At 72.2% G+C, this 11,420-nt stretch carries 10 protein-coding genes and 2 pseudogenes; 7 read left to right on the top strand and 5 right to left on the bottom strand.

All coding sequences use genetic code 11. The features are described 5' to 3' along the window. Positions 1 to 1,107, bottom strand: a 1,107-nt coding sequence (locus ACWDYJ_RS06560; protein ID WP_451564350.1) for an Hsp70 family protein, incomplete at its 3' end; no start/stop codon positions are given. An 84-nt stretch (positions 1,108 to 1,191) separates the two neighbouring features. Next, positions 1,192 to 2,145 (bottom strand): NmrA/HSCARG family protein, encoded by a 954-nt coding sequence (locus ACWDYJ_RS06555; RefSeq protein ID WP_451564349.1) that lies wholly within the window; start codon positions 2,143 to 2,145, stop codon positions 1,192 to 1,194. A gap of 156 nt (positions 2,146 to 2,301) precedes the next feature. Between ACWDYJ_RS06555 and ACWDYJ_RS06550 the strand changes: the two genes are divergently transcribed. After that, entirely contained in the window at positions 2,302 to 2,502 is a 201-nt protein-coding gene (locus tag ACWDYJ_RS06550; protein WP_451564348.1) for a DUF5988 family protein, read from the top strand. A 4-nt stretch (positions 2,503 to 2,506) separates the two neighbouring features. On the opposite strand, the gene ACWDYJ_RS06545 is transcribed toward ACWDYJ_RS06550, so the two are convergent. Further along, on the bottom strand, positions 2,507 to 2,842 hold the full coding sequence (locus ACWDYJ_RS06545) for an STAS domain-containing protein (RefSeq protein WP_451564347.1): 336 nt from the start codon (positions 2,840 to 2,842) through the stop codon (positions 2,507 to 2,509). Beyond that, positions 2,839 to 4,176 (bottom strand): PP2C family protein-serine/threonine phosphatase, encoded by a 1,338-nt coding sequence (locus tag ACWDYJ_RS06540; RefSeq protein ID WP_451564346.1) that lies wholly within the window; start codon positions 4,174 to 4,176, stop codon positions 2,839 to 2,841. The genes ACWDYJ_RS06545 and ACWDYJ_RS06540 overlap by 4 nt, the downstream gene beginning before the upstream one ends. Before the next feature lie 393 nt (positions 4,177 to 4,569). Between ACWDYJ_RS06540 and ACWDYJ_RS06535 the strand changes: the two genes are divergently transcribed. The 5 genes and pseudogenes from ACWDYJ_RS06535 to ACWDYJ_RS06515 all read left to right on the top strand — a co-directional run bounded on the left by ACWDYJ_RS06535 (position 4,570) and on the right by ACWDYJ_RS06515 (position 8,206). After that, entirely contained in the window at positions 4,570 to 4,746 is a 177-nt protein-coding gene (locus tag ACWDYJ_RS06535) for a hypothetical protein (RefSeq protein WP_451564345.1), read from the top strand. A 115-nt stretch (positions 4,747 to 4,861) separates the two neighbouring features. After that, complete coding sequence (locus ACWDYJ_RS06530; protein ID WP_451564344.1) at positions 4,862 to 6,010, top strand: baeRF2 domain-containing protein; 1,149 nt, start codon at positions 4,862 to 4,864, stop codon at positions 6,008 to 6,010. A gap of 160 nt (positions 6,011 to 6,170) precedes the next feature. Beyond that, positions 6,171 to 7,089, top strand: a pseudogene (locus ACWDYJ_RS06525) (aldo/keto reductase). Continuing rightward, positions 7,044 to 7,229, top strand: a pseudogene (locus tag ACWDYJ_RS06520) (alpha/beta hydrolase); the annotation flags it as partial. The pseudogenes ACWDYJ_RS06525 and ACWDYJ_RS06520, both read left to right, overlap by 46 nt. A 221-nt stretch (positions 7,230 to 7,450) precedes the next feature. After that, complete coding sequence (locus ACWDYJ_RS06515; RefSeq protein WP_451564343.1) at positions 7,451 to 8,206, top strand: VOC family protein; 756 nt, start codon at positions 7,451 to 7,453, stop codon at positions 8,204 to 8,206. A 16-nt stretch (positions 8,207 to 8,222) separates the two neighbouring features. On the opposite strand, the gene ACWDYJ_RS06510 is transcribed toward ACWDYJ_RS06515, so the two are convergent. Continuing rightward, positions 8,223 to 9,317: a carboxylate-amine ligase gene (locus ACWDYJ_RS06510; RefSeq protein ID WP_451564342.1), complete on the bottom strand. Its 1,095-nt coding sequence runs from the start codon at positions 9,315 to 9,317 to the stop codon at positions 8,223 to 8,225. Between the two features lie 270 nt (positions 9,318 to 9,587). Between ACWDYJ_RS06510 and ACWDYJ_RS06505 the strand changes: the two genes are divergently transcribed. Beyond that, positions 9,588 to 11,396: a thiamine pyrophosphate-requiring protein gene (locus ACWDYJ_RS06505; RefSeq protein ID WP_451564341.1), complete on the top strand. Its 1,809-nt coding sequence runs from the start codon at positions 9,588 to 9,590 to the stop codon at positions 11,394 to 11,396. Positions 11,397 to 11,420: the final 24 nt, after the last annotated feature.

Below are 11,420 nucleotides of genomic sequence, written 5' to 3'. Positions count from 1 at the left end.
GTCGAGGAGCAGGACGTCCTTGACCTCACCCTTCAGCACACCCGCCTGGAGGGTCGCGCCGATCGCGACGACCTCGTCCGGGTTGACGCCCTTGTGCGGATCCTTGCCCGTCAGCTCCTTGACCAGCTCCGTCACCGCCGGCATCCGGGTCGAGCCGCCCACCAGGATGACGTGCTCGACATCGGAAACCTTGATCTTCGCGTCCTTGACCGCCTCGTGGAAGGGGGTCTTGCAGCGCTCCAGCAGGTCTGCCGTCAGCTCCTCGAACCGGGCTCGGGTGAGCCGCTCGTCCAGGTGCAGCGGCCCCTCGGCGGAGGCGCTGATGTAGGGCAGGTTGATCGAGGTCTCCGTGGCCGAGGAGAGTTCGATCTTCGCCTTCTCGGCGGCCTCGCGCAGACGCTGGACCGCCATCTTGTCCTTCGTGAGGTCGATGCCGTGGCCGTTCTTGAACTGCTTCACGAGGTAGTCGACGACGCGCTGGTCCCAGTCGTCGCCGCCCAGGTGGGTGTCGCCGTTGGTGGCCTTGACCTCGACGAGTCCTTCGCCGATCTCCAGGAGCGACACGTCGAAGGTGCCGCCGCCGAGGTCGAAGACCAGGATCGTCTGGTCGTTCTCCTTGTCGAGTCCGTACGCGAGGGCGGCGGCGGTCGGCTCGTTGACGATGCGCAGCACCTTGAGCCCGGCGATCTCGCCGGCCTCCTTGGTGGCGGTGCGCTGGGCGTCGTTGAAGTACGCGGGCACGGTGACGACCGCGTCCGTGACCTCCTCGCCCAGGTAGGCCTCGGCGTCGCGCTTGAGCTTCTGCAGCACCCGCGCCGAGACCTCCTGCGCGGTGTACCGCTTTCCGTCGATGCTTCCGCTCTCGGGGAACCGCCAGTCCGCCTCGCCCATGTGGCGCTTGACCGACCGCACGGTGCGGTCCACGTTCGTCACCGCCTGCCGCTTGGCCAGCTCGCCGACGAGCACATCGCCGCCCTTGGCGAAGGCGACGACGGACGGCGTGGTCCTGGCTCCCTCCGCGTTGGGAATGACGGTCGGCTCGCCGCCCTCCAGGACGGACACCACCGAGTTCGTGGTGCCCAGGTCGATGCCTACTGACCGAGCCATGTCAGCCTCCTCCAGCCCCGCGTCGCTGTCTCACTATTCGGCGCGTTCCCCTGCCGGGGCCGGATATGCGGGGCCCGTTCGAGGTCACTTGTAGGCGAGGCGCAGGTCTTCGCGGTGGGCGGCGAGCCAGGTACGGAAGTCCTGGAGGCCGGGGTGGAGTTCCCGGACGGCGGTGAGGTCGCGGGCGCTGGTGAAGCGGTGCTCGCAGTCGGCGTAGAACTGGAACATGTTCCCCGCCTCGTCGGCGCCGGGGAAGCCCTGGGCGCGGAAGGCGTCCGGGTCCAGGGGCCGGTAGTGCACCGGTTCGCCGAGTGTCCCGGTGAGGGCCTCGGCCATGGCGGCGACCTTGAGGTGTTCGCCGGCGACGCTGACGGTGGCGGCGATGAGATCGGTGTCGCGCTTGAAGATCGCCAGAGCGATCTTGCCGACGTCGTCGACGCCCATGCCGGAGAGCCTGCTCTCCCCCATGGGCAGGTTCAGCACGAGGGCTCCGTCCTCGCCCCGCTGGGGGCCGAAGGTGGAGAGCAGGTTCTCCCAGAAGAACGTGGTGCGCACGAACGTCGTGGGAACACCGGCCTCGGTGAAGAAATGGTCGGCCTCGGCCTTGGCGTCGAAGTGCGGCACCTTGTAGGTGCCCTGGAGCGTGGGCATCCGCTCGTCGTCGAGCGGGATGCACAGACGCGTGTCGTCCAGCGTGGACCAGATCGCGTGCTGCACTCCGGCGTGCGAGGCGGCCCGGGCGAGCGCCCCGGCCTGGGTCTTCTCCCGCTCGGCGGACATGTGCTCCCAGAAGTTGGTGACCAGGAAGGCGCCGTAGGCGTGCTCGAAGGCCGGGGCCAGGCTGGTCTCGTCGTCCATGTCGGCCTGGACGATCTGCGCCCCGAGCCGTTCCAGTTCCCGGGCCTCGTCCGCATCGGGCCGACGGGTCACGGCGCGGACGGTGAAGCCGCTGCCCTCGTCCGAGAGGATCGCGTGGGCGAGGGAGCCGCCCTGCCGCCCGGTCGCGCCGAACACGGTGATGATCTTCTTCTGGGCCATGGCTCCACCCTCGCAGACTCCTCGAAGCGACTCTCCTCAGCAGCGTCTCCGCGTGCCCCTTCCCCACCCGTTCGGCCCTCATGCCCCGCCCGGCCGCCCTGGGCGGGGGCTGCCTCCGAGGTGCGCGGTGGGGCCGGGGGTGGCAAGACTGAGGGCATGGCGAACAAAGCGGCGCTCGTGGGTGGCCCGGACGATCTGCCGGAGCGGATCGTGTCCCTCACCACTCCGGGCCAGGACCTCAAGATCCTCCACCGCGGCGGATACGAGCACTTCAGGCCCACGTCGCGGCAGCAGGACACCGCGGCGGGGCAGATCCCCGTCTACGAGTGGTGGGAACGGACCGAGATCGCCGAATGACGGCTCAAGGCGTGATCGGCGCCGCCGGGTAGGTAGCCAGGAGCGGACCGACACCGGTCAGCTCCAGCATCCGGGCCAGGCGGTCCGGGACGGCGGTCAGGGCCAGTGATCCGTCCGCGTTCCGCGCGGAGCGCAGGATGTTGATGAGGGCGTTGAAGCCCGAGGAGTCGCAGAACGTCACGCGGCCGAGGTCCAGGACGAGGCGCGGGCAGCCGTTTTCGATGACCTCCAGTGCGCCGACGCGCAGCGAGGCGGCGGTGACGACGTCGATCTCGCCGGAGACGGCGATGAGGGCGAGGTCGCCCGTGTGCTGGACGGTCATGGTCAGGTTGCCGGTCACGGTGTATCAGTGCTCCTGGACGTCGGGGCACCCGCCGGCGGGGCGTGGGGCGGGCGGGGTGGCACGGACAGGGCGAGGATGGCGATGTCGTCGCTCGTCTGCTGGTGCAGGCTCGCGATGAGCGCCACCGTGTCCTCCACCAGTACGGCGGCGGCCGTGGTGGTGCGGGAGGCGAGGAAGGCGGCGACGCCGTGCTCGCCGAGCATGCTGCCGTCCCGCCGACGCGCTTCGGTGAGCCCGTCGGTGTAGAGCAGCAGGCTGTGGCCGAGGGCCAGGCGCAGCGTGAGGGAGGCGAAGTGCGCCTCGGGGAGGGCGCCGACGAGCATGCCGCCCGGGGGGAGCACCGATTCCACCAGCAGGTGGCCGTCGCCGTCCGGCTGGAGGTGGAAGAGGGGTGGGTGCCCGCCGGTAGCGACCGCGACGGTGTAGCCGCCGCGGGGGTCGGGGTCGAGGGTGCCGAAGACGCAGGTGCAGAACCTGCTGCCGGTCGCCGGGTCGAGCAGCAGGGCGCTGTTCAGCGCGGCGAGCACGTCCTTGGGGTCGTGGTGGTGCTGGGCGGCCTCGCGCAGGGTGTAGCGGGTCAGTGAGGTGACGGCCGCCGCTTCGGATCCCTTCCCGCACACATCCCCGAGGAAGAACGCCCACCGGCCGCTGCCCAGGGGGAAGACGTCGTAGAAGTCGCCGCCCACATCGAGGGTGGAGGCGGTTTGGTAGTGGCAGGCCAGCTCCATGCCGGGCACGGTCGGCAGTACCGGCGGAAGGAGGGTGCGCTGCAAGGTGGCTGCGTAGGCGGCGAGCATCAGCTTGTCCCGCTCGGCCTGTGCACGGGCCTGTTCCTGTTCCTTGCGCCGTTCCTGCTCCTGGCGCAGTCGGCGCAGGGCCGCCAGGCGCAGTTCCAGCGTGTCCATCACCATCGCGGCGAGATCGGCCAGGATCTGTGCGTCGGTCTCGGTGATCGAGCGCGGCCGCGTGTCGAGGATGTTGACGGTGCCCAGACGGTGCCCGTCGGCGGTGGTGATCGGGGCGCCCGCGTAGAAACGTGCCCCCGTGGGTCCGGTGACCAGCGGGTTGGCGCGGGCAGCCGGGTCGTCGAGGGTGTCGGGGACCACGAGGATGCCGGCGCGCAGGACCGCCGAGGCGCACAGGCCGGGCTTCCGGCCGATCTCCGTGACCCCGTCGAGGCCGTAGGTGGCCTTGAACCAGATCCGGTCGGTGTCGACGATCGTCACGCTCGCCGCCGGTACGTCGAAGAGGCGCACCGCCATCGCGGCGACGCGGTTGAAGGCGGCGTCGGGCGGCGTGTCGAGGATGTCGTAGCGGCGCACCGCCGCCATCCGCGCCGCTTCGTGCTCTGCGACCGATGCGCGCCCGATGGGCGGCTCTGGCGGTCCGGCCGTGGACACACGGACCCGTGTGGACACCGCTTGCCTGCCTTTCGCAAGCGCCGACCGTCCGGCCCGGTGAGCCGGGAGGGGCGCGATGGTCCGGCCGTTCCTCCACGACGGCGACGACGCCATGGCTTCACGGTACGCCTCCTGCGGCAACGCCGCCCGGACGGCGGTCACATGACGTGCCCGGCGGATGACGGAGCGCACCGCCACGCCGGTCGGCGGCTCACATATCCCGGTGTCACAAGGGTGCGCTGCCGGTTTGTGGTGCGGGACGGCGGGCAGCCGCTGAGTGATGAGCCTGGTGCGCCAGCCGAGCACAGGCAGAGGGAGGCACCCATGAAGCAGCCTGATCGCGGGAGCAGCAAGTCCGGACCGAGGTTGGACGACGAGCGCAAGAAGGAGGTCGAGGGACAGGTCAGGTCGGGCCATCCGACCCGAGCCGAGGAATGGCACGATCCGGAGCCGCCTGCCGATGAACCCCCGCACGAGCGGGGAAAGGGCCGGCAGCGCTGACGCGGTGTTCCCCCCGTGCCCGGCGCCCGGCCGTCGGCGCCGGACACCCGGGTGGCAGTCGGCGGCCACGATCAGAACACGCTTCGCAGAGTCCGTCTCCAACAGGGGGTACATCATGGAACTCGGCTTCCTCAAACCGCTCTTCACCCGTCCAGGACCGTGGGCCTCGGTCTACATCGACACCACGCGCGCCACGGAGGACGCCGTGAAGGTGCAGAAACTCCGTGAGCGTTCGGTCGCGTCCCAGCTCATCGAGGCGGGCGCCGACGCCTACACCACCCGGGCTGTCGTGGACACCCTCGCCCGGGAACCCGTCTCCGGGGCGCCTCCCGGGCGCGCGCTCTTCGCCGCGGGCGCCGAGGTCGTCCTCGACATTCCGCTCGCCGTGAGCCCGACCGCCGTCGAGGCGACCTGGTCGATCCTTCCGCACGTAGCGCCGCTGGCCCGGCTCAGGGGCGACGAACCGAGCTGTCTCGTCGCCTACATCGACCGGACCGGCGCCGACTTCGAGCTGCGCGACGCGCACCGCCGGGAGACCCTGGGTCAGGCCCAGGGCAAGGAATGGCAGGGCCGCGGACACCGCAGCATTCCGGCGGACCGGTACGAATGGCACTACCGGAACAAGGTCGAGAACAGCTGGAACGAGACCGCGGACATCATCGCGGTCGAGCTGGCCCGCCAATGCCCCGAGATCGGCGCCGAGTTGGTCATCCTGACCGGTGACTCGCGCGAGCGCAGGGCCGTCTACAACCGGCTGCCGGAACAGGTACAGGCCATCGCCGTCGAGGTCGAGAACGGCAGCCGCTCGGCGGGTGCCTCGCAGAGCCTCCTCGACCAGCAGATCCGGCAGGCCTGCGAGAAGTTCACCCGCGACCGGCTGGAAAGCGCCCTCGAGCGCTTCCGTACGGGACGGGGCAGGCCCGGCGAGCACCGCGAGTCCACGGTCGACACGGGACCGGGAGAAGCGGCCGAAGGGATGCCCGCCGTCGTGGACGCCGTGCGCAACCACCAGGTGGCCACCCTGCTGCTCTCGCCGGACGCCTCCGACGCGGCGCGCGAGGTGTGGATCGGGCCCGGCGTCGACGAGGTCGCCGTACAGCGCGGCCAGGCGCAGGCGATGGGCGTCGCCAAGCCCGAGCGGGCGCGCGCGGACGACGCGCTCCTGCGGTCCGCCGCGGCGGCCGGGAGCGAGGTCCTCATCGTTCCGGACGGCATGGCAGGACCGGCGGGCGGACTGGGAGCGGTGCTGCGCTGGAGCATGTGATCCGGCACGACCGACAGGTGCTACAGGTGCTACGTCCGGCGGACGCGCGCTGCCGGGCGTAGGGCTGATCCCCGGCCCCGTTGTCCGCGCCGCGAGCCCTTAGGGTGAGTGCGTGGCAGCGAACGCGAGTGCGAGTACGGGTACGGGCGACGACCGGGTGATGTACGGGTGCATGGGGCTGGGCGGCAGCTGGGAGCCCGGCCCGTACGGGCCGGCTGACATCGACGCCGCCGAGGCGGCGATCGGCACCGCCCTCGACAGCGGGATCACCGCCTTCGACCACGCCGACATCTACCGCCACGGCAAGGCCGAGGCCGTGTTCGGCGAGGTGCTCGCGCGGACGCCGGGGCTGCGGGCGCGCATCACCCTCCAGACCAAGTGCGGGATCCGGCTGGCCGGTCCGGACGGTCCGGGCATGTACGACCTGCGCGAGAAGAGCATCGTGCGGCGGGTCGAGGAAAGCCTGACCCGGCTGCGGACCGACGTGATCGACGTCCTTCTGCTGCACCGTCCCGATCCCCTGGCGGACGTGGACTCGATCGCCTCGGCGTTGACGTCCCTCCACCAGCAGGGTCGTGCGGCGCTTCGGCGTGTCGAACATGGGGGCCGCGCAGATCGCGCACCTCCAGGCACGTCTCGGCGTACCGCTGGTGGCGAACCAGCTGGAGATGAGCCTGCACAGTCGCGACTGGGTCGAGGCGGGAGTACTGGTCAACACCGGCGAGGGCGCCCGCGGCGGCTTCCCGCTCGGCACGCTGGAGCACTGCCGCGACCACGGCATCCGCCTGCAGGCCTGGGGCGCGCTGGCCCAGGGCCGCTTCACCGGCCGCCAGCAGACGCCCGCCGAAGTGGCCACCGCCGAGCTCCTGGCCGATCTCGCCCGGCAGAAGGACACGAGGCCCGAGTCGGTCCTGCTGTGGTGGCTGATCCGGCACCCGGCCGCGATCGCGCCGGTGATCGGCACCGCACGCCCCGAGCGGATCCGCGCCTGCCGCGACGCGGCCCTGCGCGAGCCGGACCTGACCCACGAGGAGTGGTACCGGCTCTGGACCACGGCCCGGGGAGTGGCTCTGCCCTGAGGCACGGGGGATGTCCCGGCGAGGGCGCACGCGCCCGGCCGGTCGTGGTTGAGCCAAGCGGGCACGCCGTCCACCACGGCAACGGCAACGCCTGCGGCGAGCGGGCCGTCACCGCCTTCCTCACCACCGGCAAGCGCCCCGCCCAGGACTCGAAACCGCCCGTACTGAGTGGTAGGGACGCGGACGCCGGCGGCCCTGCCTCAGGTGGCGCAGCCCCCCGGGCGGCCCAAGCATCCGCCGCTCGCCACCCTTGCCGGTGGCGGGCGCGAGTATCTTGGAAAGGGGTCCCGCAGGCGGATGGGGTTGTGTCGTGTCGACATCGAGTCACCAAGCGTTCGGCGCACCGTGCTGGGTCAGTCTCATGGCCCGTGACCTCCGTGCGGCCCAGGAGTTCTACGGCGCGGTTCTCGGCTGGGATTTCCCCGCCGCCCGGCTCCACGAGGACACGTTTGCCGTCGGCTTCAGCGACGGGGTCCCCGTGGCCGGCATCGGCGCCCTGACGCAGACCTTCCCGGTCCCGGTGGCCTGGCTGCCCTACTTCGCCGTCGACGACGCCGACCTCACCGCCGCGCGCATCCTCGAACGCAGCGGAACCGTCGCCGTCGGCCCCCTGTCCTACGGCACGGGCCGGGCCGCCCTCGCGGCGGACCGCGACGGGGCGGCCTTCGGGATCTGGCAGGGGGATGCCATCCCCGACTGGGGCCTGGACGGCGCCGCCGCCCCGGCGTGGCTGGAACTGCGCACCCGCGACGCGTTCGACGCCTCGATCTTCTACGGCGAGGTCCTGCAGTGGGCCTGCGACGATCCCGGCTGCTGCGAGGTCTCCTTCCATGCGGAGAGCGAGCACATCCTGCTGCGCCACGGGCGCCACACCGTCGCCCGCCTGCGGGGTGGCGCCCTGGCCGGGGCCCCCGACCCGCATATCCGCCCGCGCTGGCGCGTCCATTTCCGGGTGCCCGACGTCGAAGCCGCCGTGAAGGCGGCCACCGAGTTCGGCGGTCACGTCATCGCCGCCGGGGACCCCGCCGTCGAGGGCACCACCTTGCGGGATCCCGAGGGCGCCCTCTTCGGCGTCGCCGCCCCGGCCGGACCGGGCGACGGTGCGGGTCCCGCCTGAGGCGGCTCGCACGGCTTCAGGAGATGTCCCCCATGGTGGTGGCCGCCAGCTGGTCCACCACCGCCTGCAGGCTGCCCGTACGGCGGTGGACTGCACGCTGGCGTTCCGCTCCGCTGCCCGCCGACCACAGGCCGGCCAGCAGGCGCTCGGTTTCCGCGAGGTCACCGGTCTCCGCCAGGCCCGGCGCGGCGCGGCGCATCAGGTCGGCGGTCAGGGCGCGGGCGGGCACGAGCTCGCCGGTGAGGGCGTCCAGCAGGTCGGCGCCGTGGCCGTAGCGGGCCGCGTGGTGGTGGGCGGCCCGCAGCCGGTCGGCCGGCACGGCCGGTGGCGCGGTGTCCTCCCACCCCGGTTCCGCCATGAGCGTCGCGCACAGTCCCCGGACGAGCAGGGCGAGGAGCACGGTCGTGTCCAGGTCGGCGTTGACGTCCGCGATCCGGATCTCGAGGGTGGGCACGTGCTCGGAGGGGCGCGCGTACCAGTAGATCATCCGCCGGTCGAGCAGGACCCCGGACCGCACCATGTCGTCCGCGGCCTCCTCGTAGCCGGCCAGGTCGAGCAGCGGGGCCGGCCCCGCCGTCGGCCAGCGTTCGAAGACGATGGAGCGCCAGCTGGCGAAGCCGCTGTCGACGCCGTCCGCGTACGGCGAGTTCACCGCGAGGGCCTGGAGCACGGGCAGGTAGGGGCGCAGCCGGTTGGACAGTGCCAGGGCGCGGGGGCGGTCCAGCGAGCCGATGTGCACGTGGCAGCCGCACACGACTCCGAGCCTGCCGTCCACCATCGGGCGGAAGTCCCTGGCCATCCGCCGGTACCGCGGGGTGTCGGTCACGGAGACCGGCTCGAGCGGCGGCACCACGGCCGTGCCCGTGCCCACGAGCAGGCAGCCCGCCTCCCGCGCCGCCCGGCCGGCGGTGGTGCGCAGCGTCTCCAGGTCGGCGCGCAGTTCGGCGGCCGAAGAGGCGGGACGCGTGCACACCTCGAACTGGCAGGTGTAGAACTCTGCCTGCGCCTGCGGCCCCAGCACGGCGGCGGCGGTCTTGAGCACCTCGGGCGCACGGGGCACCGGTGCCCGCGTACGGACGTCGACCAGGAAGAACTCCTCCTCCACGCCCATGGTGAGCCCACCCCGGGCGTCCGCCGGGGCGCCACCGGCGCCGTATGCCGTGCGACCGGACGGCACTCCCTCGTGTGAACCCCGGCTTCCGCTCCGCCGCCCTCCGGTCGCCGTCATGCCCGGCACCTGCCCCGCCGGGGCCGGTCCATGCCGCCGCGCCGGCCTCGCTCCGGGCATGAACGACGACCTGCGGGGCAGCCGCCCGTAGGGTGCCCGACTTCCACCGCACCCCGGTAGCCGTGGGTGCTGCCCCGAACGGAGGAGAGGCTGATGAAGGGGCCGCGAGTTTCGGACCGGATCCTGGAGCGGCTGCGGGCCTGGGGCGTGACGCACGTCTTCGGGTATCCGGGCGACGGCATCAACGGACTGCTGTCGGCCTGGGTCCGGGCGGGCGACGATCCGCGCTTCATCCAGGCCCGCCACGAGGAGATGGCCGCCCTGGAGGCCGTGGGCTACGCCAAGTTCTCCGGGCACGTCGGCGTCTGTGTGGCGACCTCCGGGCCCGGGGCCGTCCATCTGCTCAACGGGCTGTACGACGCCAAGCTGGACCATGTGCCGGTGGTGGCCGTGATCGGGCAGACCGACCGCAGCGCGATGGGCGGCTCGTACCAGCAGGAGGTGGACCTGCACAGCCTGTTCAAGGACGTGGCGTCCGCCTACCTGGAGACGCTCACCGTCCCGGAGCAGCTGCCGAACGTGCTGGACCGCGCGGTGCGTACCGCGTACGCCCGGCGGGCGCCGACGGCCGTGATCGTGCCGGCCGACGTCCAGCAGCTCCCGTACCAGCCACCGACCCACGCCCACAGGATGGTCCCGTCCAGCCTTGATTCGAGCGACTGGACCCCCGTGCCCGACGACCGCTCGGTGCAGCGCGCGGCCGATGTCCTCGACGAGGGACAGCGGGTGGCCGTGCTCATCGGCCAGGGCGCCGCGGGCGCCGCCGAGGAGGTGGCGCAGGCGGCCGAGCTGCTCGGCGCGGGCGTGGCGAAGGCGCTGCTGGGAAAGGACGTGCTCAGTGACGAGCTCCCGTACGTCACCGGCGCCATCGGGCTCCTGGGCACCCGTCCCTCGTACGAGCTGATGCGCGACTGCGACACCCTGCTGACCATCGGCTCCAACTTCCCCTACTCCGAGTTCCTCCCGCCGTACGGGCAGGCGCGGGCCGTACAGATCGACATCGACCCGCATCTGGTGGGGCTGCGCTACCCGTACGAGGTCAACCTGGTCGGGGACGCGTCGGTGACCCTGCGCAAACTGCTGCCCCTGCTGGCCCGCAAGGAGGACCGCTCCTGGCAGGAGAAGGTCATCGCGAACGTGCACCGGTGGAAGGCGGTCATGGAGGGGCGGGCGGCGCTGTCGGCCGATCCGGTCAATCCGGAGTACGTGGCGCACGCGCTCGATCCGCTGCTCCCGGACGACGCGATGATCACGGCGGACTCCGGCTCGATGGCGAACTGGTACGCCCGCCACCTGACGATGCGCGGCACGATGCGCGGCACCCTCTCCGGGACGCTGGCCACGATGGGCAGCGCGGTCCCGTACGCGATCGGCGCGAAGTTCGCGCACCCGGACCGGCCTGCTATCGCGCTGGTGGGTGACGGGGCGATGCAGATGAACGGGCTCGCGGAGCTGGTGACGGTGGCCAAGTACGCCACCGAGTGGACCGATCCGCGGCTGGTGGTGGCGGTCTGGAACAACCAGGACCTCAACCAGGTCAGCTGGGAGATGCGGGCCATGGGCGGCAGCCCGCCCTTCGAGGCCTCGCAGGCGATCCCGGACGTGCCGTACGCGGACTTCGCCCGGTCGCTGGGGCTGGACGGGATCCGGGTGACGGATCCCGGGCAGGTCGAGGAGGCCTGGCGCACGGCCCTGGCGGCGGACGGCCCCACGGTGCTCGACTTCCGTACGGATCCCGCGGTGCCGCCGATTCCGCCGCACTCGACGTGGGAGCAGATCGAGGCGACGGTGGCCTCGCTGGCCCGGGGCGACGGGGACCTGGGCGAGCGGGCCCGTGTCGTGAAGCAGGGGCTGAAGGCGAAGGCGCAGGAGCTGCTGCCGAACCGGCGCAGCGGGCACTGAGGCGGTCGGCCCGGCGGGCGCCGG

It is taken from the genome of Streptomyces sp. NPDC003042 (assembly GCF_053591315.1).
The sequence above is the reverse complement of the archived record's forward strand: the minus strand, read 5'-3'. Positions and strand labels throughout refer to the sequence as shown.

Coding starts and splice junctions, on each gene's coding strand:
- ACWDYJ_RS06555 (WP_451564349.1), bottom strand. CDS start 2,145: ATGGCCCAGAAGAAGATCATCACCGTGTTCGGCGCGACCGGGCGGCAG.
- ACWDYJ_RS06550 (WP_451564348.1), top strand. CDS start 2,302: ATGGCGAACAAAGCGGCGCTCGTGGGTGGCCCGGACGATCTGCCGGAG.
- ACWDYJ_RS06540 (WP_451564346.1), bottom strand. CDS start 4,176: ATGGCGGCGGTGCGCCGCTACGACATCCTCGACACGCCGCCCGACGCC.
- ACWDYJ_RS06535 (WP_451564345.1), top strand. CDS start 4,570: ATGAAGCAGCCTGATCGCGGGAGCAGCAAGTCCGGACCGAGGTTGGAC.
- ACWDYJ_RS06530 (WP_451564344.1), top strand. CDS start 4,862: ATGGAACTCGGCTTCCTCAAACCGCTCTTCACCCGTCCAGGACCGTGG.
- ACWDYJ_RS06515 (WP_451564343.1), top strand. CDS start 7,451: ATGGCCCGTGACCTCCGTGCGGCCCAGGAGTTCTACGGCGCGGTTCTC.
- ACWDYJ_RS06510 (WP_451564342.1), bottom strand. CDS start 9,317: ATGGGCGTGGAGGAGGAGTTCTTCCTGGTCGACGTCCGTACGCGGGCA.
- ACWDYJ_RS06505 (WP_451564341.1), top strand. CDS start 9,588: ATGAAGGGGCCGCGAGTTTCGGACCGGATCCTGGAGCGGCTGCGGGCC.